The sequence below is a fragment of the Micromonospora sp. HK10 genome, from assembly GCF_000982955.1.
GTDB lineage: Bacteria > Actinomycetota > Actinomycetes > Mycobacteriales > Micromonosporaceae > Micromonospora.
Map to the genome: position 1 here is coordinate 37,300 of NZ_KQ058886.1, position 20,889 is coordinate 58,188.

The following is a 20,889-nucleotide window of genomic DNA, read 5'->3' on the forward strand; positions in this document are numbered from 1 at the left end:
GATGTGCGTCAGCACGGGGCGCAGGCAGTGGGCCGACCAGCGGCGGGGGCCGGCAGTGGGCCGACCAGCGGCGGGGGCCGGATCAGTGTTCATGGGTGGCGCCCTCGCCGTGCGGGCCGCCGAACGGCGTCGTGACGCCGGCGTAGCGGAGCCGCAGCATCATGCCCTGCTCCGCGTGGGGCAGGTTGTGGCAGTGGTTCATCCAGATGCCGGGGTTCGTCGCGCGGAAGGCGACCTCCCACGTCTCGCCGGGGCGGACATCGAAGGTGTCCACCCACAGCGGACTGCCCGTCGACGGCGTTCCGTCCCGGGACAGGATCAGCACGGAATGGCCGTGCAGATGCCAGGGATGCGTTTCCAGACTCCGGTTGACGACGGTCATCCGGACCACGTCGCCATCGGCGACGAGCTGGTCGGGGATGCCGGGGTGGCCTCGGCCGTTGACGGTCTGCGCGTACGCCGGGCGGCCGTTCACCAGGGCAATGCCGCGGTCGAGGACCATGGTGAAGTGCCGGTCGGCCCTGCCCGGATCGAAGGGTACGGCGGCCGGGGCGCCGTATCGCAGCAGGTCGAGTTCCGGCAGACCGGAGGTGTCCGCCACGTGCGTTGCCGCGGGGGCATCGGCGGGCGGGCGCAGCCGTAGTCCGCCCGCTCGATCGTCGTCGACAACGAGTGCCACGGACCGGTCGGGCATGCGGAAGACCAGGTCGTACCGGCCGCCGGCGGGCAGGTACAGTCCAACGTCGCGGACCTCCCCGGGCTGGTTGAGGTCCCGACCGTCGACGGCGGCCAGCCGGAACGGGGTACCGGCGAGGACGATCCGGTGTGGATCCGAGTCGGTATTGATCAGTCGCAGCCGCACGGGCGTACCGGGTGGCGCGGGGTGCTCGGTCCGGCCGTCCCGCGCGGCGATCACGACGGTGCCGTCGAAGGTGTGCACGGGCAGGGTGAGGTCCACCTGCTCGTCCGCCCGCTGGCCGGCGCGCGGTGACACCACGAGGCTTCCGTACAGCCCTTTACGTACGCCGATGTGGGACGCGTGGTGGGTGTGGTACCAGTAGGTGCCCACCTGGTCGGCGCGGAACCGGTAGACGAAGTCCGCACCGGGTGGCACGGCCCGCTGGGTCACCCCCGGTACGCCGTCCTCGCCGCACGGCACGTCGTAGCCGTGCCAGTGCAGGGTCACACCGCCCTCGATGTCGGCGTTGCGTAGCCGTACTTCGACCAGGTCACCCTCGGTCGCGGTGAGGGCCGGGCCGGCGACCTGGCCGTTGAAGGCCCAGGCGTCGACCTCTCGACCGGACGGGAGCCGTACCGTGGCCTGCTTCGCGGTGAGCACGTGCCGCCGCACGGTGCCACCCGGCGCCGGTGCGTCAGCGCCCCGCAGGTCGGCCACCGACACGCCGGCCCGCGACGGGCGCCCGGGGCCGCCGCCCCGGGTCACCGATTCGGCGGGGAGGAACGACAGCCCGGTGCCGGCACCCGCCGTGGTCACCACGACCGCGCCACCCGTCCAGGCGATGAACCGGCGGCGCGAGATCGCCCGTCGATCCTCCGGTGCCGGCGCGACATCCACCGCAGCGGTGCTCTCGGCGGGGGCAGCGACCACCCGCGCGGTCAGCAACGCGCCGGCGCAGACGAGCGAGACCGTGATCAGGGCGGTGCCTGCGGTGAGCGGATATCCGACCAGGAAGGTCACCACCAGGCCGGCCAGCGCGGCGTAGGCCGCGGTGAAGACCGCGACGACGGCGCGTACCGACCGACCGACGGTGCGCCCCCGGCCTGCCGCGAGCAGGTACGGGCCGGCGAGCAGCACGGCGCCGACGCCGGCGGCGCCCAGCATCGGCAGCCCCAGCAGCACCTTCTCCTGCACGAACCACCAGCCCCGGCCGGCCAGCATTCCCACGGTGCCCACCCGGAGCAGCGTCACGAGCACCGCCGTGCCCAGGACGGCCGGCGTCAGCCGGGTCCGCCGCAGCGCCAGTGTCACGCCGGCGGCGAACCACGCGGCGATGCTCAGCAGCGCGACGACGTGGTCCAGAAGGATCCACGAGCCGGTGCTCATGGCGCCGGTAGCGCGGGCGTGGCCGGCCTGGACAACTGCCGGGCCTGCCGGATGATCGTCCCGGTCACCGCCACGATGGCCAGCCCGTTGACCGCGTGCAGGCCGAAGACGAGCCCGCCGGCGGTGCCGTCGAGCGCCGTGGCGACTCCCTTGATCAGGAACTGGACAATCGCGAGTCCGGCGACCAGGCCGCTCATGCCGATCAGCCGCCCGGGCATCCGGGACACCGCGGCGACGACGGTCACCAGGACGGCGATCAGCACGATGACGCCGCCCAGCGCGCGGTGGGGCTGGAAGGACTCGTCGTTGGGTGCCGTGTCGAAAGCCCCGCTGGCAGCCAGAAAGAACTGCGTGACGACGGCCAGCATCTGCAGGGCCGCCAGGCCGGCGAAGAATCTACGCATGGCGCGCTCCTCGAATTCGGAGGGGGTGATCGCTCATGGCGGCGATCGTCGCGCCGGTGCGGCGGCTGTCGCCTCTGGCCGTGGATGGCGGGCGTTACGCAATCCGGCGTAGCCGCACCGGATCTCCCTACGCCCGTCGGCGTAGTCGGTCGCGCAGCTCGGCCGAGCGTCGTCGGTGGGCGGGAACAGTACGATCACGGCATGCAGCCACGTACCGTGTCGTTCCCCTTGCGGGTGGTGGGGCAGGACGTGGCGCTCGCGCTCTTCATCACCGTGATGCAGGTGCAGGGCACGGTCGCCAAGGTCGCCGGCGAGGGAGAACTCCGCTCGCTCAGTCACTTCGGAAACCTCGGCTACGCGCTGCTCGCGGTGAGTGGCCTGGCCCTGGCCGTCCGTCGCCGGTGGCCGGTGCCGGTGTTCGTCACCGCCGCCCTCGCCAGCCTGGTGTACTACGGTCTCGACTTCCCGGACGGGCCCGGCTGGCTCGGCCTCTTCGTCGCCCTGTACACCCTCACGGCGTACGGTGACGGGCGCCGGTCGCTGGTGGTGGCCGGCGTGGGCACGAGCCTGCTCACCGTCGGGTGGCTGGTCGCCGCGGCCGACATCGAGCCACGCGCCGCCATCGGCTGGGTGTTCTTCCGGATCGGCGCGTCGGTCATGAGTGCGGCCCTCGGCGAGTCCCTCCGGTCCCGGCGGGTCATCGCCGCCGAGGCTCAGGAGCGTGCCGAGCTGGCCGAACGGACCCGCGAGGAGGAGGCGCGGGCGCGGGTCGACGCCGAACGGCTCCGGATCGCCCGCGAGGTCCACGACACGGTCGCGCACGCCATCGCCATCATCAACGTCCAGTCGGGGGTCACCGCGCACGTGCTCGACAAGCGGCCGGACGTGGCACGCGAGGCGCTGCGGGCGATCGAGCAGACCAGTTCCCGGGCGCTGCGCGAGATGCGGGCCATCCTCCGGGTCCTGCGTGACGACGATGACGGACGGGTGCCGTACCCCGGGCTCGGGCAGATCGACGAACTCGCCGTCAAGGCGCGCGAGGCCGGACTCGACATCAAGATCGAGGAAACGTCCCCGGAGACGCCGTTGCCGAGCGCGGTCGGTAGCGCGGCCTACCGGATCGTGCAGGAATCCCTCACCAACGTGATCCGCCACGTCGGCCCGACCCGGGTGACGATAGCGCTGCACCCGGGCGTCGACGCCGTGCAGATCCGGGTGACCGACGAGGGCCGCCGCGCCGCCGCAGCGGAGGACGTCGCGGACCTGCGCCTACCGTCCCAGCACCGGGCCCGCGCCGGCACGTCGGCCGGGCCCGGCCGCGGGATCGTCGGCATGCGCGAGCGCTGTGAGTTGCTCGGCGGTGAACTCGACGCCGGGCCGACGCCGGGCGGCGGGTTCGAAGTCAACGCCCGGCTGCCCCTCGCCCCGACCGGGCCCCGCCGATGAGCGCGGCGGCCGGGTCGGCGCTGATCCACGCCCCGGTCAAGGTGCTGCTCGCCGACGACGAGGGCCTCGTGCGCTCCGGGTTCAAGGTGCTGCTCGACCTCGAGGACGACATCACGGTCGTGGGGGAGGCCACCAACGGTGCCGAGGCCGTCGAGCGGGCCCGTGCCACCCGCCCCGACGTCGTCCTCATGGACATCCGCATGCCGAAGCTGGACGGGATCCAAGCCACCGCGCAGATCGCCGGGATGCGCGGCCTGGAGCAGGTCCGCGTCCTCATCCTCACCACCTACGACACCGACGAGTACGTCTTCGACGCGTTACAGGCCGGCGCCAGCGGTTTCCTGCTCAAAGACGCCGGACCGGCCGAACTCCTGCATGCCATCCGGGTGGTCGCCGCCGGCGACGCGCTGCTCGCGCCGCGGATCACCCGACGCCTCATCGGCCAGTTCACCGCGCACCGAACGGCGACCCAGGCCGCGGCGGACCGGCTCGCGGTGCTGACCCAGCGCGAGCGCGAGGTGCTGGCCCTGGTGGGCCAGGGCCTGAGCAACGACGAGATCGGTGCCGAACTGTTCCTCAGCCCGGCAACCGCGCGCACCCATGTCAGCCACGCGATGGCGAAACTGGGTGCGCGGGACCGCGCCCAACTGGTTGTCGTCGCCTACCAGACCGGACTGGTCGGCCCGTAACCGCCCACCGCTCCGGCGACCACCGGCGCGGCTGGCGGAACGCCGAACCGGCCGTCGGCCGCCCGCTTTCACCCGCATCCACCGGGGCCCGGAGGCGAAGATGGGTGGGCACGTGACACCGGCAGGCCGTCGGCCGCGCGGACGGGAGGACGCCGGGTGAGCTACGCGGACGTCAACGGACTACACCTCTGGTACGAGGTGCACGGCACCGGGAAGCCGCTGCTCCTGCTGCACGGCGGGTACGGCTCGACGGAGACGTTCGCCCCCATCCGGCCGGCGCTGGCCGCCCGCCGTCAGGTGATCGCGGTCGACCTGCAGGGGCACGGCCGCACCGCCGACGTGGACCGGCCGCTGCGCTACGAGTCGCTGGCCGACGACGTGGCCGCTCTGCTGCGCCACCTCGACCTGCCGGCGGCCGACCTGCTCGGCTACTCGCTCGGCGGCGGGGTGGCCCTGCGCACCGCGATCCAGCACCCCGCCCTGGTCCGCCGGCTGGTGCTGGTCTCCACGCCGTGCCGCCGGCAGGGCTGGTACCCGGAGGTGCTGGCGGCGATGGCCGCGCAGGACGCCCGGACCGGCGAGCGGATGCGCGGCACCCCGCCGCACGAGCGGTACGCGTCGGTCGCCCCGCGCCCGCAGGACTGGCCGGTGCTCTGGGCGAAGACCGGTGCGCTGCTGCGCCGCGAGTACGACTGGTCCACCGAGGTGGCCGCCCTGCCCATGCCGGTGCTGCTGGTCTACGCCGACGCGGACGCGATCCCGGTCCGCCACGTCGCCGAGCTCTTCGGGCTGCTCGGCGGCGGCCACCGGGACGCCGGCGGGGACGGCACCGACCGGCCCGCGTCCCGGCTGGCGGTGCTGCCCGGGCTCACCCACTACGACGTGCTCGGCTCGCCGGCGCTGCCCGGCGTCGTGCTGCCGTTCCTCACCCACACGCTGCGCGCCCCCGAGTAACCGCCCACGGGATTCACCAGGTTGACGGTGCGGGCTCGTCGATGTTCACCGTCGGTGACGCCCCGTCCTCGGCACACCACTTTGCAGCGATATGCCTCTCAGGCATAAGGATGCCGCAGAGGCATATCGGTTTCAGGCGATGTGCCGACCACCGGCCGTCCGTCCCGCCGTAGCCTGCCGGCCAGGTCGTCAGGGGGAAAGGCAGGGACCGGCATTCGGTCGGATCAGCCCAGCCGGCGGGCCAGCCAGGGCAGCAGCGCGTCGCCCTGCAACCGCTGGAACGCCCGTACGGTCGGGATGCCGGGCGGTGGCGGCTGCCGCGCGCCGTCCAGGAAGAAGCCGGCGAAGCCGGCCAGCACGCCGGTCACGTCGGCCGGGTCGACGTCGGCGGTGAGCGGCCGGGCCCGCAGCAGCGCCTCCGGGTCGTGGCCGCCGTGGACCTGCACGTTGATCAGCACCAGCAGGCTGTCCAGCCAGGCCGGTCCACGGCAGGCCCACGGCCAGTCGACCACGCTGACCGTGCCGTCCGGGCCGATGAGCAGGTTGTCGGCCCGGACGTCGAGGTGGCACAGGGTCTGCCCGGCCAGCGCGGCGAGCCCGCGCTCGGCGGCGGCGCGCAGCTGCGGCAGCCGGGACCGGGCCCAGCCGTCCAGGTCGGCCGGTGGGTCGGCGGCGATCCGGTGCCAGCCGGCGAAGTCGTACCGGAGCTGGTCGGCGGCGTTGGGCGCGGTGGGCACGGTCGCCGGGGTGAGCACGGCGGCCATGGTCTCCAGGGTGGCGAGCACGGCGGCCAGCTCGGCGGCGTCCCACGGCGTCACCGGGTGGCGGCCCTCGACGTCGGTGAAGACCAGCGCCACCCAGTCGCCGTCGTCGTAGCTGCCGAGCAGCCGGGGCGCCGGCGTGGCCGCCGGCAGCGCGGCGGCGACCAGCGCCTCGGCCCGGTGCAGAGCTGGGCTGCGGTCGTTCTGGGCCGGGCTGACCGCCTTGACGAACGCGCGCCGGCCACCGGCCGTGCGGACGCGGTCGGCGGTGCCGGGGGAGAAGCCGCCGGACTGCGAGACCGCGGCGGTCACCGGGTCGCCGAGGATCTCCTCGACCGCCGCCCGGACGTGGCCGGGCAGGTCGGTCCAGTGGATCCGGGTCTTCGTCGCGCTGGTCACCGCCTCACCGTGCGCCACGCCGCCCGGCCGGGGCAACCGATTACCGCGCCCCGGCGGTGTAGCGCAGGACGACCACGCCACTGTCGAACGGCCGGGTCTCGGCCAGGGTGAACCGGTGCGCGGCGAAGCCCCGGTCGACCAGCGGGATGCCGCTGCCGATCAGCACCGGGTTCAGCTTGACCACCAGCTCGTCGACCTCGTCGAGGAGCTGACCGGCGAGGCTGCCGCCGCCGCAGAGCCAGATGTCGCCGCCGGGCCGCTGCTTCAGGTCGCGGACGAGTAGGACCCGTCGGGGGCGGCGATGAAGCCGTCGAGGGTGCTGGCGACGTAGTACACGAGCTTACGCAAACCGACTCCGATACGTCCGGGATAACCACGACGACTGTCGTGGTCGGGAGAATGTACAACACCTGTCGTGGTTGTTGCTAGGGTGGCGGCATGGCCAGGAACCCGGAACGCCGTACCCTGCTCGCCGACGCCGGGCTCCGGGTGCTCGCCGCGGCCGGGGCGCGCGGCCTTACCCACCGAGCGGTCGACGCCGAGGCGGGCGTGCCCACCGGCACCGCCTCCAACTACTTCCCGTCCCGGGCGGCGCTGCTCGCCGGCCTGGCCCAGCGCATCTTCGCGCGGCTGGCGCCCGACCCGGCGGTCCTGGCCGAACTCGGCCGGCGTACGCCGTCGCTGGAACTGGTGGCCGACTACCTGCGCTACATCGTCGAGCGCACCACCCGCGAGCCCGACCTCACCCGGGCGCTGTTCGAGCTGCGCCTGGAGGCCGCCCGCCGGCCCGAGCTGCGCCAGGCGCTCGGCGACGTGCTCCGCCGGGGGTACGCCGACGACGTGGCCTTCCATGTCGCCGCCGGGCTGCCCGGCGGCGCGTTCGAGGTGGCGCTGCTGCACTACGCGGTGGACGGGTTCCTGCTGGACCTGCTCACCACCTCCGTCGACGCCGGGTTCGACGCCGAGCAGGTGGTTTCCGCCCTGGTGTCCCGCCTGGTCGGCGCCGCGCCCGACGGACCGCCGCCGACCGCCACCGGCCGATCGTGATCAAACCAGGTATGTCCCCGAGGCCAGCGGGAAACCGGCGCGGAACCAGCCTCGGGGAGGAGCAACGGATGAGGGATGGCGCCGGACTGACCATCGGTGTGCTCGGCTCGTACGGCGGACGCAACCTCGGCGACGAGGCGATCCTGACCGGCCTCCTGGCCGATCTGCGCCAGCAGGAGCCGAACGCCCGGATCATCGTGTTCTCCCGGAACCCCGCGCACACCGCGCTGGCCCACCCCGATGTCGAGGCGGTGCCCTGGGAAGGTGTCAGCCGGGTCGACTCCTCGGCCATCCTGGCCCAGCTCGACCTGCTCATCCTCGGCGGCGGCGGCATCCTCTACGACAAGGAGGCCCGCCGCTACCTGCGGGTGGTCCGGGTCGCCCAGGAGCGCGGCCTGCCGCTGCTGACGTACGCGGTCGGGGTCGGCCCGCTCACCGAGGGGGTGGACACCGGCATGGTGCGGGAGACCCTGGCCGGGGCGACCGAGCTGACCGTACGCGACCAGGAGTCGCGGATGGTGCTGGAGGAGGCCGGGCTGCTCAATCCGATCACCGTCACCGCCGACCCGGCGTTCCTGCTGGAGCCCGAGGAGTTCCCGGCGAGCTGGCTGCGCGAGGAGGGCGTACCCGCCGGCACGCGCCTGGTCGGGTTGAGCGTGCGGGAGCCGGGCCGGGCCGCCGAACGGCTCGACGTCGACGGCTACCACCGGCTGCTCGCCCAGATCAGCGACTTCCTGGTGCACCGGATCGACGCGTACGTGCTCTTCGTGCCGATGGAACGCGACGACATCCGGCACTCGCACGGAGTCATGTCGCACATGGTCGCCGCCGAGCGGGGCCGGATCCTGCACAACGCCTACAACCCGCGGCAGGTGCTCGGCCTGATGAAGCACTTCGACCTCGCGGTCGGCATGCGCCTGCACTTCCTCATCTTCGCGGCCATGATGGGCACCCCGTTCCTGCCCCTGCCGTACGCCGGAAAGGTCTTCGACCTGGCCCAACGGCTCGGGGTGCCGGCGCTGCGCGGGGTGGAGCGCGAGGTGGAGGGCCCGCTGCTGGCGGAGGTCGACCGGCTCTGGGACGAGCGGGAGGCGCGGGCCGACGAGACCGCCCGGCGGGTGGCGGCCGTCTGCGAGCAGGCCCACGGCACCTCCGCGGTGACCCGGGGCGTGCTGGAGAGCATCCGGTCGCGCACCCTCACCCGGGTCGGTGCCTGAGGAGCCGCTCAGGCCGCCGGACCCGCCGCTCAGGCCGCCGGACCCCGCCAGGCGTAGATCCATGGACGGCCCTCCTGGTCGTCCGACTCCAGCTCGTAGATCTGCGCCTCGGCCAGCCCCGCCGGCCCCAGGTGGTGGTGGGTCAGCGGCGGCCGGCCGTTCGGGTCCAGCTCCACGGTGACCGTTTCGCCGTCGGCCCCGCCACCCACCAGGGGGATCTGCACCGTTGATGCCATGCGCCCATCCTGCCCCGGCGATCGCCGGGGCAGGACGCGAATAGCGGGGCTGCGAGCCGGCCGGGGCCGGGACTAGGGTCCGGAAATGACGAACCCGACGATCGACCCGACCCTCGGTCCGGTCCTCGCCCGTACGGGTGACGAACGGGCGGTGCTCGACGCGTTCCTCGATTTCCACCGTGCCGTCGTGCTGCGCAAGGCGGACGGCCTGGCGGACGCCGAAGCGGTCCGGCGCCTGGTGCCCTCCCTGACCACCCTGGCCGGCCTGCTGAAGCACCTGGCCCTGGTCGAGCGGAACTGGCTGCCCTGCCTCTTCGCGCCGCAGCCCGGCGACGTCTACCTCACCACCGAGGAGGAGGCCCGGGCCAGCTTCACGCTCGCACCCGGCGAGACCGTGGCGGGCCTCGCGGACGCGTACCGGGCGGCGTGCGACCGTTCCCGGGCGATAGCGGCCCGCTTCGACCTGGACCACGTGGTGCCGCACCCGCAACTCGGCGAGGTGTCGCTGCGCTGGGTGCTGATCCACCTGATCGAGGAGACCGCCCGGCACGCCGGCCACGCCGACATCCTCCGCGAGCTGACCGACGGCGAGACCGGAGCGCTCTGACCCACGGCGGAACCGGAGCGCTCTGACCCACGGCGGGACCGGGGCGCTCTGACCCACGGCGGGACCGGGCGCGTCTGCCCGGCGGGACCGGGCGGCGGCGACCGGACGGCCCCGGCGGGGATCAGTTGAGCGGCAGCAGGCCGGCCGGGTACTCCATCCCGTCGTGGGTGCACGCCGCGGCGGCGACCCGGGCGGCGTACCGGGCGGCGTCGAGCGGGGACCCGCCGCGCAGCCGGGCGGCGATCAGGCCGGCGGCGAAGGCGTCGCCGGCACCGTTGGTGTCCACCACCGGCCCCGGCGGCGTACCGGCCGGCACCCGGATCGGCGGGGTGTCCGGGGCGTGCAGCGTCGAGCCGGCCGCCCCGCCGGTCACCAGCACGGTCCGGGGCGCCAGGCCGGCGGCCACCTTGCCGGCCCGGTCACCGAGCCGGACGTCGCTGAGGAAGACCAGCCCGGCCGCGTCGGCGAAGGGGCGGTGGTGGTCGTTCTCGCCGTCCCAGTCGTGCAGGTCGGTGGAGAGCACCACCCCGTCGGCCAGCCCCGCGCGCAGCACCGGCAGCGCGTCCCGGGCCCAATCCATGATCGACACATGGACGTGCGCGGCGTCCCGGACCAGCGCGGTCAGCTCGGCCGCGGCGAACGGCGCCGGCCCAGACCACGGGCGGGGATCGTAGAGGGACATCCGCCGGCCGGCCGGGTCGACCAGGTTCACCGAGCGGCGGGTGCCGGCCGGGGCGTCGGCCAGCACGGTCCGTACCGAGGTGCGGGCCAGCGCGGTCCGGACCACGTCGCCGGCCGGATCCGCGCCCAACACGTCCACCACGGTCACCCGCAACCCCAGGGCGTGCGCGGCGAGCGCCACGCCCGCGCCGGTGTTGCCGATCCGCAGGTCGATCGGGGGCACCGCCAGCGAGTCCGCGGCGGCCGGCGGCAGGGCCGGCACCCGGACGCGGATGTCCACGCCGAGACCACCGATCACGAGCAGATCGACCATGGCGCCGAGACTAGTCCGGCCCGGCCGCCTATCCTTGCCCCCGGACGTCGTCGAGGGGGAGTGCGTGCTGGTCATCCACGGGGTGTGGCTGCCCGGCGGCGGGCTCGCCGTGTGGGGCGAGGAGAGCACCCTGCCGGCCCGGGCGCCGCGCCGCCCCGGCCGCGCCCCGCGCGAGCGGCCGCACCCGTTCGCCGCCGACCACGCCACGCTGGCCGCCGCGCTCGGTGGGCCGCCGGGCCGGCCCGCCGCCGTGCTGCTGCGCCTGCCCACCCGGGCCGGCTCGCCGCTGGACTCGCCCGAGCTGGTCCGGACCACCGTCGGGGAGCCGGTCCGCGGCCCGGTCACCCTCGCCGGCTGGCGGGTCCCGGCCCTGCGGTACGCCCCGGACGCCGCGTACGCGCTGCTCCGTGAGCTGGAGCCGGGGGACGCGGTGCCGGGGGCCGGGCTGCGCCACCTCGTCGAGCTGGCCGCGTTCGCCGCCGACCTGGTCAGCCGCGGCCGGGTACTGCCCGCGGTCACCGACCCGTTCCCCACGACGGCCCCGGCGTGCCCGGTCAGTCCGGGCGTGCGGGGCCGGCGGCACCTGCGTGCGGTCGACGCCTCCGACGTGGTGACCGCGCGGGCGCTGTGGCGGCCGCTGCTCACCGGCACCGACGCGGCCTGGGCCCGGTCGCTCGCCGAGGCCCTGCCGCCGGCCGCCCGCGCCGCCGTCGAGTGGACGGCGGCCCTGCCGCACGCCACCCCGGCGCCCGACACGCAGCCGCCCGCGCGGACCGGCCCGGTGCCGGACAGCGGCTCCGGGTCAGCGCCGGCCCCGGCGCCCGCACGCGCCGCCGGCGACGTCCCGGCGGCCGGTACCGCCCCGACGGAGAGCCTGCCGGCCGGGTCGGTGGGCGCGGTCGGGGCGGATGGCCTCGCCGAGCCCGCCGAGGTGCTCGCCGCCGCCCTCGACGCGCTCGCCGACGCGGCCGCCCGCGCCGCCCTCGGCGAGCTGCGGCTGCACCGGGGGATGCGTCCGGGCGGCCCGGTGCCGCGCTGGTTGGCCGCGCTGACCGGCGTGGAACGCGCCTTCACCACCGAACCCGCCGCCCTGGATCTGCTCCGCACCGAGCTGGACGCCTGGCAGCGCGACGCCGTCGGCGGCGCGGTCCGGGCCGCGTTCCGGCTCATCGAGCCGGTGACCGACCCGGTTGCCGAACTGGTCGAGGGCGGCGCCTGGCGGGTCGAGTTCGGCCTGCAACCGGTCGACGAGCCGGGCCTCGTGGTGGCCGCCGCGCAGGTCTGGCGGGGAGCCGCGCGGGCCCTGGCCGGCCGGGGGATCGACCCGCAGGAGACGCTCCTGGCCGAGCTGGGCCGGGCCAGCCGGCTCTGGCCCGAACTGGACGCGGCACTGCGGACCGCCACACCGGAGGGCATGGAGCTGGACGCCGAGGGCGCGCACCGGTTCCTCCGGGAGGGCGCGCCGGTGCTGCACGCCGCCGGCTTCGGGGTTCTCCTGCCGTCCTGGTGGCGGCGGTCCTCGTCCCGCCTCGGTGCCCGGCTGCGGGCGCGTGGCCGGACCGCGCCGGGCACGGTCGCCGCCGGTGGGCTGGGACTGGACGCCCTGGTCGACTACCGCTGGGAGGTGGCCCTGGGCGACCAGCCGTTGACCGCCGACGAGCTGGCCTCGCTGGCCGAGGTGAAGTCGCCGCTGGTGCGGCTGCGGGGCCGCTGGGTGGAGCTGGACCCGCACCGCCTGGAGGCCGGGCTGCGCCTGCTCCGCTCGACCGGTGAGCTGACCGTGGCCGACCTGCTGCGGATGGGCCTGACCGGCGACGGCGACCGGACCGACGGGCTGCCGGTGCTGGAGGTGACCGCCGACGGGGCGCTGGGCGAGCTGCTGGCCGGGGAGGCGGAACGCCGGCTCACCCCCGCCGACCCGCCGCCCGGCTTCGCCGGCACGCTGCGGCCCTACCAGCGGCGTGGGCTGGCCTGGCTGGCCTTCCTCCAGTCGCTGGGGCTGGGCGGGATCCTCGCCGACGACATGGGGCTCGGCAAGACCGTGCAGCTGCTCGCCCTGCTCGCCGGGGATCCGCCGGCGGCCGGACCCACCCTGCTGGTCTGTCCGATGTCGCTGGTCGGCAACTGGCAGCGGGAGGCGGCGAGGTTCACCCCGGGGCTGCGCGTGCACGTGCACCACGGCGCGGAGCGCGCCCGGGGGGCGGAGTTCGCCGCCGCCGTGCACGCGGCCGACCTGGTCCTCACCACCTACTCGGTGGCCGCCCGGGACGCGTACGACCTGGCCGGGATCGACTGGCACCGGGTGGTGGTGGACGAGGCGCAGGCCATCAAGAACGCGGCCACCCGGCAGGCCGAGGCGGTTCGCGCGCTGCCCGCCCGGCACCGGGTCGCGGTCACCGGTACGCCGGTGGAGAACCGGCTCGCCGACCTCTGGTCGATCATGCAGTTCGCCAACCCCGGTCTGCTCGGACCGGCCGCCACGTTCCGGAAGAAGTTCGCCGAGCCGATCGAGCGGCACGGCGATGCCGAAGTGGCCGGTCGGCTGCGCCGGATCACCGGCCCGTTCGTGCTGCGCCGGCTCAAGACCGACGCGTCGATCATCTCGGACCTGCCGGCGAAGCTGGAGATGGAGGTGCTCTGCAACCTCACCGCGGAACAGGCGGCGCTCTACCGCGCGGTGGTCGACGACATGCTCGCGAAGATCGAGTCCAGCGACGGGATGGAGCGCCGCGGCCTGGTGCTGGCCACCATGACCCGGCTCAAGCAGGTCTGCAACCACCCGGCGCAGCTGCTGCACGACGGCTCGGCCCTGGCCGGCCGCTCCGGCAAGCTGGAACGCCTCGAGGAGATCGTCGACGAGGTGCTGGCGGCGGGGGAGCGGGCCCTGCTCTTCACCCAGTACGCCGAGTTCGGCGGCATGCTGCGCGGGCACCTGTCGGCCCGGACCGGCCGGGAGGTGCTCTACCTGCACGGTGGCGTCGGCAAGGCCGACCGGGATGCCATGGTGACCCGGTTCCAGTCCCCGGACGGGCCGCCGCTGTTCGTCCTCTCGCTCAAGGCCGGCGGCACCGGCCTCACCCTGACCGCGGCGAACCACGTGGTGCACGTGGACCGCTGGTGGAACCCGGCCGTGGAGGACCAGGCCACCGACCGGGCGTTCCGGATCGGCCAGCGCCGCCGGGTGCAGGTCCGCAAGTTCGTCTGCGCCGGCACGGTCGAGGAGAAGGTGGCCGCGATGATCGCGGACAAGCGCGGGCTGGCGCAGCGGGTGGTGGGCACCGGCGAGCAGTGGGTCACCGAGCTCTCCACCGACACCCTGCGCGAGCTGTTCACGCTGGAGTCCGGGGCGGTGGTCGAATGAGTCCCGAGCCGCCCCGGTTCGCCGACTTCGGGCCGCCCCGGCGGGTCGAGGGTGGACTCCGGGCCCGCAGCACCCGTGGCGCGATCGGCCGTTCCTGGTGGTCCCGGCGGTTCCTGGAGGTGCTGGAGTCGTTCGCGCTCGGCACCCGGCTCACCCGCGGCCGGGCGTACGCGCGCCGGGGGCAGGTGGTCCGGCTCGACGTCGCCCCCGGGCTGGTCACCGCCAGCGTGCAGGGCTCCCGGCCCGAGCCGTACCCGGTGCGGATCCGGCTCGCCGCGTACCCGGACGAGGTGTGGGAGCGGCTGGCGGCCGAGCTGGCCGGACAGGCGTTCTTCAGCGCCCGGTTGCTCGCCGGGGACCTCCCCGCCGAGTTGGAGGAGCTGTTCGCGGCGGCCGGCGCGCCACTCTTCCCGGCCCAGGTGGACGAACTCGACCAGCGCTGCGGCTGCCCCGACTTCGCGGTGCCGTGCAAACACCTGGCGGCCACCTTCTACCTGCTGGCCGAGGCGTTCGACGCCGACCCGTTCCGGCTCCTGCACTGGCGCGGCCGGGGCCGGGCCGAGCTGCTGGAACGGCTGCGTACGCTGCGGGGCGCCGACGCCGTGGACGCCGCGCCGGACGGCCCGGCGGTGCCGGCGGGCGGACCGGCCGTCGCGGTGGACGGTCCGGCTCCCGCGGAGCTGCCCGTGGCCGGGGCGGCGCGGGTGCTGACCGGGCTGCCGGCGGTGTCGGCGGCGGACACTGTGGACCGGTTCTGGCTGTCCCCGGTGCCGCTGCCCGACCGGCCGCCCACCCTGCCGACCGGGCCGGAACTGCTGCTGCGCCAGCTCGCCCCGCCCGGCGCCGACCTCGGCGGGCCGGGTCTGGTGGAGCGGTTGCGCCGGGCGTACCGGGAATTCGGCGGGCCCGACCCGGAGACCGGGCCGCGCTGACCCCACCTCGTCCCGGCCCCGACCGGCATCGCCGGAGCCGCCCCGGTCCCCGCCGGAGCCGGCACGGTTACAGCCAGCGTCGGCGGAACCGCCACATGAGGCCGGCGTTGGCCAGCAGCACCACGGCACAGACCGCGCCGGCGAGCCGGCCGGCGAGAACGGTCATCGCCGGCAGCGAGGCCCACAGCACGATCGTCAGCAGCATCAGGTACCGGCCACGGCGGGCCCGGGCCCGGGAATCGAGCCGGGCGAAGAAGTGCGGGTCGCTCTCCCGCAGCTGGCGGGTGATCTGTTCGAACCTGCGCTGATCCTCTTTGCTGAGCATGGCGGTGCCTTCCCCTCACGGCTTCAGCGGTTCGGCGGCATACCCGCAACGGCCGCCGGTCACGCGCCGCTGCTGCCGCTACTTTCGCCGGCCGCGCGGACCCGCGGGACCTTCCGGTCGGAGCACCTCAGCACGGGCTTATCGGTGACTTAAGTTTTGCTGTGCCCGCTAACGGCGCGCACAGCGCAGCCGGGGCCGAAAACGTTACCCGGCGGCGCGTCGCGCCCGGGTCTGCCCTGCTCCGGACGGTGGCGACCGGAACGGGGCGTACCACGCGCCGGCACCGAGGGCTGAGTGGTGCCTTAAGTGCCCTCGGGGGCGCCGACGGCGGCCCTTGAGCGGCCCGGAACCCATGGTTACTTTCCCGTAGCAACTCCTCCGGCACGTCGCCGCCCCGCCGCCCTCACCGGCCGCAGGCGCGCCGGCGCTGAAAGAAAACGGGACAGGAACATGGCCGAGCTGAACGTGCCGCCGCGGCGTCCCCGGGACGATCGCGGCTGGGACGGACCCCACACCCCCCGCCCGGACGGGTACCGCGACCTGGACGCCGCGTCGTACGGCGGCCCACCCGCCGGCTCCGGATACGCCGCGTACCCCAGCGCGGCCGGGCCGCAGGGCGGGCAGTGGGTCGGCCCCGACGGCTTCGCTCCCGCCGGGTACGCCCCGACCGCCAACCCCGGACTGCCCGATCTGGACGATGACGACGAGCCCCGGACGGGCCGGCGGCGTGCCCTCGTCGCGCTCGGCGGCGCCGCGGTGGTCGCCGGTGGCGCCGCCCTGGCGATGTCCCCGCAGGTGCGGGGGATCTTCGGCGGTGGCCCGCAGGCCGGCGACGCGACCGGCACGGTGGCTACCGACGGCACCGCCTCCCGCCCCAGCGGACAGCAGCCCAGCACGGTGCGCACCTACACCGAGCAGAACGAGAGCTACATGGGCTCCCGGGCCGGCGCGGCGCTGAAGCGGAACTCGCCGTCCGGCGGCCGGCTCTACGGCAGCCCGGCCGAAGCCGCCGCGGCGACCAAGGTGACCGTGAAGACGGTGCTCGCCAAGGACCCGATCCGGCACCTGTTGAGCCGGACCACCTTCGGTCCGACGGCGACGATGATGGCCGAGGTCAAGCGCGTCGGTATCGACGACTGGCTGCGCGGGCAGCTCCAGCCGGAGAAGATCGCCCCCACGAAGGCCGAGCTGAAGCTGGCCGAGCTGCCCTCGCTCAAGCTGAGCCCGACGCAGCTGCGCGACCAGCGGGAGCAGCTCAACGAGCGGGGGGTCGACCCGGCGCGGGAGACCGTGGACGCCACCATCGCCCGGCAGATCTGGTCCGACCGCCAGCTCTTCGAGGTGATGGTCGACTTCTGGAACGACTTCCTGCACGTGGCCGCCGACTTCGACGGCGGCGAGAACTACCGCAACGCGTTCGACCGGGACGTCATCCGCAAGCACGCGCTGGGCAGCTACCCGGAGATGCTGGTGGCCGCCAACAAGCACCCGGCGCTGCTGCTCTACCTGAACCAGACCGACTCCCGTAAGGACGCGGTCAACGAGAACCTGGCCCGGGAGAACCTGGAGCTGTACTCGGTCGGCGTGGACGGTGGCTACACCGAGAAGGACGTCCGGCAGGCCGCGCTGCTGCAGACCGGCCGGGGCGTCGCCGACGGGAAGTACAAGTTCTTCCCGGAGCGGCACTACCTGGGCAAGGTGAAGATCCTCGGGTTCAGCCACGCCAACAGCTCCGCCGAGGGCGCCGACAAGGTGATCGACCAGTACATCACCTACATCGCCCTGCACCCGTCGACCGCCGGCTACGTGGCCCGCAACCTGGCCACCCGGTTCGTCTCGGACACCCCGCCGAAGTCCCTGGTGGACCGGCTGGCCAAGGCGTACACCACCAACCGGGGGCAGATCCGGCCGGTGCTGGCCACGCTCTTCCGCTCCTCGGAGTTCTGGGCCGCGGTCGGCCAGAAGGTCCGCCGCCCGATGGAGTACCTGGTCGCCACGTACCGGGCCCTCGGGGTGGGGCCGGAGGCGTCCCCCGGTTTCCAGGGCGACGGCCGGCGCACCCCGTTCGCCCAAGGGCTGCGGCAGATCCAGGACAAGCTCCGCGAGCTGGGCCAGTACCCGATGGGCAAGCCCACCCCGGACGGGTACGCCGACGTCTACGTCGCGTGGACGTCGGCCGGGACGATGGTCGACGGCTGGAACGAGGCCGGCACCCTGATCGCGGGCGGCCGCCAGCAGTTCACCTACGTGAAGCCCGAGAAGCTGGTGGCCCGGCCGCCGGCCACCGCCGGGGCGTACCTGGACGCCCTGGCCCTGCGGCTGGTGCACCAGAAGCTGAGCGCCCGGGAGAAGGCCCTCGTCCTGGCCGTCGCCGGGGTGTCGGCCAGCACGAAGGTCGACGCCACGTTCAACGGGGCCATCGCCGCGGTCGCGCGGACGATCCTCGCGTCCCCCCAGCACCACCTCCGGTGAGGCATTCGATGGAGATGACCGTGAACCCGTACCCCCTGCACCCCGAATGCCCCGACCTGCGGCGGCTGGCCGACAACCCGGCCGAGGCGCTGCTGCGCGCCGAGGCGGACGTCGTGGCGGCCGAGAACGCCGCCGAGACGGACCGGTACCGCCGGCTGGAGGAACTGGAGGAGGCCCAGCAGGACGGCCGGGGCGTCACCCGCCGGACCTTCGTGGCCGGCGCCGCCGCCACCGCCACCGCGCTGGCCACCGCCCAGTTCGTCACCACCTCGGCGTCGTTCGCGGCGACGAAGACCGGCACGCTGATCCACGTCTTCCTCTACGGCGGGCTGGACGGGCTGAGCCTGGTCGCCCCCGCCGACGACCCGGTGCTCGGCAAGGCGCGTCCGGACCTGCTGCTCGGCAACGACTCGCTGGCCCTCGGCCGCGGCTTCCAGCTGACCAGCGCGTTCGCTCCGCTGGAGAAGTGGCTCAAGGCCGGCCAGCTCGGCTTCGTGCCGGCGGTCTCCGACCCCCGGCTCTCCCGCAGCCACTTCCAGGCCGCGGACGCCTGCAACCTGGGCGGCCTGCCCGGCGAGACCGGCGGGCGCGGCTGGCTGGACAGCCTGGTCGACGCGCTCGGCAAGGGCACCGCGTTCCGCAGCGTCGGCATCGGCAGCACGCTGCCCCGCTCGCTGGTCGGCGTGAACGGCGCGCTCTCCCTCAACAACGTCGGCGAGCTGCGGCTCAACGGCGCCGACCGGTACCGGGCCGCGACCGAGAAGGCCATCCGTGGCCTCTTCACCGGGATCAACCACCCGGTCGAGGAGGCGGTGATCGAGGGCATGAGCGCGCTGGCCACCGCGCAGAAGCTCGCCGCGAAGCCGTACCAGCCGGCGGACGGGGTGACGTACCAGGGCGTCGGGAACGCCTTCAAGCAGCTCGCCCAGCTGATCAAGGGCGGGGCGAACGTCCGGGTCGCCACCGTCGGCATGGGCGGCTACGACACCCACGAGAACCAGGGCACCCGCAACGGCGGGCAGCTCTGGCGGCGGCTCAACGAGCTGGCCGGCGCGCTGGCCGCGTTCTTCACCGACCTGGGCGACCGGTCGGCCGACGTGACGGTCATGGTGTCCAGCGAGTTCGGCCGGCGGGTCGCCTCCAACCAGGGCGGCACCGACCACGGGCACGGCGGGGTCATCACGATCCTGAGCGGCCGCAAGCTGGCCGGCTCCCTGCTCGGCGCCTGGCAGGGACTGAACGACCTGGACAGCGGTGACGTACCCGAGTACAACAACATGTTCAACGTCTACGGTTCGGTGGCGCAGGGCCGGTTCGGTCTGACCGCCGCCCAGGTGGACAAGATCTTCCCCCGGCAGAAATTCACCCCCATGAAGCTTTACGCGTGACGTACCAGGATCTGCGCACCGCCGGCCGCCGTACCGGGGCACCCGCCCGGTACGGCGGCCCGTCGGCTGCCCCCGTACCCCCGCCCGGCCGGCCCCGGCGCGGCCCCGGCGGCCGGCGGGCGCTGGTCGCGCTCTTCTGGCTGGGTCTGGTCGCCGCGGTCGCGCCGTGGTGGCTGGACACCCCGGCCGGCTCCCTGGCCGGCACCGCCGCCGTGCTCACCGCCGCCGGCCAGATCACCGGCCTGATCGCCGGCTACCTGCTGCTGGTCCAGGTGCTGATGATGAGCCGGCTCGGCGTGCTGGAACGCTGGCTCGGCGGGGAGCGGCTGCCCCGGGCGCACCGGGACATCGGCGCGACCCTGCTGGTGGCGGTCCTGGCGCACCTGTCCCTGCTGGTGGTCGGCTACGCCGGCCGGCAGCGCAACTCGGTCCTCGGTCAGGTCGGCGCGCTGCTCACCGGGTACGAGGACATGGTCTCCGCGTTCGCCGCCGCCGGGATCCTGGTGGTGGTCGGCTGCACCGCCGTCCGGGGCATCCGCCGGCGCCTGCCCTACGAACTCTGGTACCACCTGCACCTGACCAGCTACCTGGCGCTGCTGCTCGGCTACGGCCACCAGTTCAGCAACGGCGCGCAGCTCTACGAGCCCGGCCCGGTCCGGACCGGGTGGGTCGCCGCCTACCTGCTGGTCGTGGCCGCCCTGGTCTGGGGCCGGGTGCTCGCCCCGCTGCACTTCAACCTGCGGCACCGGCTGCGGGTCGCGGACGTGGTGGCGGAGAGCCCGGACACCATCTCGATCTACCTGACCGGGCACCGGCTCAACCAGATCGACCTGCTCGGCGGGCAGTACTTCCGGTGGCGCTTCCTCAACGCCGGCGGTTGGTGGCAGTCGCACCCGTTCTCGGTCTCCGCGGCCGCCAACGGCCGGTGGCTGCGGCTCACCGTCAAGGTCGTCGGCTCGCACACCGCCGACCTGCGGGACCTGACCCCGGGCACCCGGGTCTGGGCCGAGGGCCCGTCCGGCACCGTGACGGCGGCGCACCGGACCCGGGAGCGGGCCCTGCTGATCGCCGGCGGCAGCGGCATCGCGCCGCTGCGGGCCATGCTGGAGGAACTGCCGCCCGGCGCGGCCCTGATCTACCGCGCCCGCACCCCCGCCGACGTGCTCATGCAGCGGGAACTGGACTGGCTCGCCGAGGCCCGGGGGACCGCCATCTGGTACGTGGTCGGCTCCCGAGACGACCCCGGCCCGCGCCAGGTGATGAGCCCGGACGGGCTGCGCCGGCTGGTGCCGGACCTGACCCGCCGGGACGTCTACCTGTGCGGACCGGACGGGCTGGTCGAGCAGGCCGTCCGGGTGCTGCGCCGGGCCGGCGTACCGCGCCGGCAGATCCACCTCGCCACCTTCGAGCTGTAGGAAGGCCGTCACCCATGCGCCGCGCGTTCCTCGCGATCACCGGCCTCGCCGCCGGCACCACCGCACTGGTGGCGCTCAAGGGCTCACCGGCCGCCACCCAGGCCGCCCCCGACCGGCCGGTCGCCGATGCCCCCGTCGTCCCCGGCGGCCCGGCCCGGCCCGGCGGCCCGGCCGGCG

General features: G+C 74.6%; 17 protein-coding genes and 2 pseudogenes. 12 read left to right on the forward strand and 7 right to left on the reverse strand.

Annotated elements, in window-relative coordinates:
- Positions 1 to 82: 82 nt before the first annotated feature.
- Together LQ51_RS27425 and LQ51_RS27430 are read right to left on the reverse strand one after the other, a co-directional pair.
- Entirely contained in the window at positions 83 to 2,065 is a 1,983-nt protein-coding gene (locus LQ51_RS27425) for a multicopper oxidase family protein (RefSeq protein ID WP_046570663.1), read from the reverse strand.
- A complete protein-coding gene (locus LQ51_RS27430) occupies positions 2,062 to 2,469 on the reverse strand; it encodes a DUF6220 domain-containing protein (RefSeq protein WP_046570664.1) in 408 nt (135 codons plus the stop codon). Before LQ51_RS27430 ends, LQ51_RS27425 begins: the two co-directional genes overlap by 4 nt.
- Before the next feature lie 201 nt (positions 2,470 to 2,670).
- Between LQ51_RS27430 and LQ51_RS27435 the strand changes: the two genes are divergently transcribed.
- From LQ51_RS27435 to LQ51_RS27445, 3 genes are all read left to right on the forward strand, one after another.
- On the forward strand, positions 2,671 to 3,915 hold the full coding sequence (locus LQ51_RS27435; RefSeq protein WP_046570665.1) for a sensor histidine kinase: 1,245 nt from the start codon (positions 2,671 to 2,673) through the stop codon (positions 3,913 to 3,915).
- Positions 3,912 to 4,604 carry a response regulator gene (locus LQ51_RS27440; RefSeq protein ID WP_046570666.1) on the forward strand — a complete coding sequence of 231 codons (693 nt, stop codon included), beginning with the start codon at positions 3,912 to 3,914 and terminating at the stop codon, positions 4,602 to 4,604. The genes LQ51_RS27435 and LQ51_RS27440 overlap by 4 nt, the downstream gene beginning before the upstream one ends.
- Before the next feature lie 156 nt (positions 4,605 to 4,760).
- A complete protein-coding gene (locus LQ51_RS27445; protein WP_046570667.1) occupies positions 4,761 to 5,558 on the forward strand; it encodes an alpha/beta fold hydrolase in 798 nt (265 codons plus the stop codon).
- Between the two features lie 224 nt (positions 5,559 to 5,782).
- On the opposite strand, the gene LQ51_RS27450 is transcribed toward LQ51_RS27445, so the two are convergent.
- Both LQ51_RS27450 and LQ51_RS27455 read right to left on the reverse strand, forming a co-directional pair.
- Positions 5,783 to 6,718, reverse strand: coding sequence for a phosphotransferase (locus LQ51_RS27450; RefSeq protein WP_046570705.1), 936 nt, complete (start codon positions 6,716 to 6,718; stop codon positions 5,783 to 5,785).
- 40 nt (positions 6,719 to 6,758) lie between these two features.
- Positions 6,759 to 6,995: pseudogene (locus tag LQ51_RS27455) on the reverse strand (dihydrofolate reductase family protein); the annotation flags it as partial.
- A gap of 161 nt (positions 6,996 to 7,156) precedes the next feature.
- Between LQ51_RS27455 and LQ51_RS27460 the strand changes: the two are divergent.
- Together LQ51_RS27460 and LQ51_RS27465 are read left to right on the forward strand one after the other, a co-directional pair.
- Positions 7,157 to 7,765, forward strand: coding sequence for a TetR/AcrR family transcriptional regulator (locus LQ51_RS27460; RefSeq protein ID WP_046570669.1), 609 nt, complete (start codon positions 7,157 to 7,159; stop codon positions 7,763 to 7,765).
- A gap of 68 nt (positions 7,766 to 7,833) precedes the next feature.
- Positions 7,834 to 8,982 (forward strand): polysaccharide pyruvyl transferase family protein, encoded by a 1,149-nt coding sequence (locus tag LQ51_RS27465; protein ID WP_046570671.1) that lies wholly within the window; start codon positions 7,834 to 7,836, stop codon positions 8,980 to 8,982.
- A 29-nt stretch (positions 8,983 to 9,011) separates the two neighbouring features.
- Here the strand turns inward: LQ51_RS27465 and LQ51_RS27470 are convergent, their stop codons facing one another.
- Positions 9,012 to 9,218: a hypothetical protein gene (locus LQ51_RS27470; protein ID WP_046570673.1), complete on the reverse strand. Its 207-nt coding sequence runs from the start codon at positions 9,216 to 9,218 to the stop codon at positions 9,012 to 9,014.
- A gap of 85 nt (positions 9,219 to 9,303) precedes the next feature.
- On the opposite strand from LQ51_RS27470, the gene LQ51_RS27475 reads away from it, so the two are divergent.
- On the forward strand, positions 9,304 to 9,825 hold the full coding sequence (locus LQ51_RS27475) for a DinB family protein (RefSeq protein ID WP_046570675.1): 522 nt from the start codon (positions 9,304 to 9,306) through the stop codon (positions 9,823 to 9,825).
- 121 nt (positions 9,826 to 9,946) lie between these two features.
- On the opposite strand, the gene LQ51_RS27480 is transcribed toward LQ51_RS27475, so the two are convergent.
- Positions 9,947 to 10,819 (reverse strand): carbohydrate kinase family protein, encoded by an 873-nt coding sequence (locus tag LQ51_RS27480; RefSeq protein ID WP_046570677.1) that lies wholly within the window; start codon positions 10,817 to 10,819, stop codon positions 9,947 to 9,949.
- A gap of 64 nt (positions 10,820 to 10,883) precedes the next feature.
- On the opposite strand from LQ51_RS27480, the pseudogene LQ51_RS34645 reads away from it, so the two are divergent.
- The 3 genes and pseudogenes from LQ51_RS34645 to LQ51_RS27490 all read left to right on the forward strand — a co-directional run.
- A pseudogene (locus LQ51_RS34645) lies at positions 10,884 to 11,538 on the forward strand (ATP-dependent helicase); the annotation flags it as partial.
- A 695-nt stretch (positions 11,539 to 12,233) separates the two neighbouring features.
- Positions 12,234 to 14,180: a DEAD/DEAH box helicase gene (locus LQ51_RS34650; protein WP_369799902.1), complete on the forward strand. Its 1,947-nt coding sequence runs from the start codon at positions 12,234 to 12,236 to the stop codon at positions 14,178 to 14,180.
- Positions 14,177 to 15,112, forward strand: a complete 936-nt coding sequence (locus LQ51_RS27490) for an SWIM zinc finger family protein (RefSeq protein ID WP_046570680.1) — start codon at positions 14,177 to 14,179, stop codon at positions 15,110 to 15,112. The genes LQ51_RS34650 and LQ51_RS27490 overlap by 4 nt, the downstream gene beginning before the upstream one ends.
- Positions 15,113 to 15,179: 67 nt before the next feature.
- On the opposite strand, the gene LQ51_RS27495 is transcribed toward LQ51_RS27490, so the two are convergent.
- Positions 15,180 to 15,437, reverse strand: a complete 258-nt coding sequence (locus LQ51_RS27495) for a DUF3040 domain-containing protein (protein WP_046570681.1) — start codon at positions 15,435 to 15,437, stop codon at positions 15,180 to 15,182.
- 450 nt (positions 15,438 to 15,887) lie between these two features.
- Between LQ51_RS27495 and LQ51_RS27500 the strand changes: the two genes are divergently transcribed.
- The 3 genes from LQ51_RS27500 to LQ51_RS27510 are packed head-to-tail and all read left to right on the forward strand — an operon-like array spanning position 15,888 to position 20,712.
- A complete protein-coding gene (locus LQ51_RS27500) occupies positions 15,888 to 17,909 on the forward strand; it encodes a DUF1800 domain-containing protein (RefSeq protein WP_046570682.1) in 2,022 nt (673 codons plus the stop codon).
- A gap of 14 nt (positions 17,910 to 17,923) precedes the next feature.
- A complete protein-coding gene (locus tag LQ51_RS27505) occupies positions 17,924 to 19,297 on the forward strand; it encodes a DUF1501 domain-containing protein (RefSeq protein WP_231605906.1) in 1,374 nt (457 codons plus the stop codon).
- Positions 19,294 to 20,712, forward strand: coding sequence for a ferredoxin reductase family protein (locus LQ51_RS27510; RefSeq protein ID WP_046570684.1), 1,419 nt, complete (start codon positions 19,294 to 19,296; stop codon positions 20,710 to 20,712). Before LQ51_RS27505 ends, LQ51_RS27510 begins: the two co-directional genes overlap by 4 nt.
- Positions 20,713 to 20,889: the final 177 nt, after the last annotated feature.

Excerpts from the sequence above, each read along its gene's own strand:
- LQ51_RS27435 (WP_046570665.1), top strand. The coding sequence starts at position 2,671 with ATGCAGCCACGTACCGTGTCGTTCCCCTTGCGGGTGGTGGGGCAGGAC.
- LQ51_RS27495 (WP_046570681.1), bottom strand. The coding sequence starts at position 15,437 with ATGCTCAGCAAAGAGGATCAGCGCAGGTTCGAACAGATCACCCGCCAG.
- LQ51_RS27505 (WP_231605906.1), top strand. The coding sequence starts at position 17,924 with ATGACCGTGAACCCGTACCCCCTGCACCCCGAATGCCCCGACCTGCGG.
- LQ51_RS27475 (WP_046570675.1), top strand. The coding sequence starts at position 9,304 with ATGACGAACCCGACGATCGACCCGACCCTCGGTCCGGTCCTCGCCCGT.
- LQ51_RS27430 (WP_046570664.1), bottom strand. The coding sequence starts at position 2,469 with ATGCGTAGATTCTTCGCCGGCCTGGCGGCCCTGCAGATGCTGGCCGTC.
- LQ51_RS27490 (WP_046570680.1), top strand. The coding sequence starts at position 14,177 with ATGAGTCCCGAGCCGCCCCGGTTCGCCGACTTCGGGCCGCCCCGGCGG.
- LQ51_RS27440 (WP_046570666.1), top strand. The coding sequence starts at position 3,912 with ATGAGCGCGGCGGCCGGGTCGGCGCTGATCCACGCCCCGGTCAAGGTG.
- LQ51_RS34650 (WP_369799902.1), top strand. The coding sequence starts at position 12,234 with ATGGAGCTGGACGCCGAGGGCGCGCACCGGTTCCTCCGGGAGGGCGCG.
- LQ51_RS27425 (WP_046570663.1), bottom strand. The coding sequence starts at position 2,065 with ATGAGCACCGGCTCGTGGATCCTTCTGGACCACGTCGTCGCGCTGCTG.
- LQ51_RS27465 (WP_046570671.1), top strand. The coding sequence starts at position 7,834 with ATGAGGGATGGCGCCGGACTGACCATCGGTGTGCTCGGCTCGTACGGC.
- LQ51_RS27480 (WP_046570677.1), bottom strand. The coding sequence starts at position 10,819 with ATGGTCGATCTGCTCGTGATCGGTGGTCTCGGCGTGGACATCCGCGTC.
- LQ51_RS27470 (WP_046570673.1), bottom strand. The coding sequence starts at position 9,218 with ATGGCATCAACGGTGCAGATCCCCCTGGTGGGTGGCGGGGCCGACGGC.
- LQ51_RS27500 (WP_046570682.1), top strand. The coding sequence starts at position 15,888 with ATGGCCGAGCTGAACGTGCCGCCGCGGCGTCCCCGGGACGATCGCGGC.
- LQ51_RS27460 (WP_046570669.1), top strand. The coding sequence starts at position 7,157 with ATGGCCAGGAACCCGGAACGCCGTACCCTGCTCGCCGACGCCGGGCTC.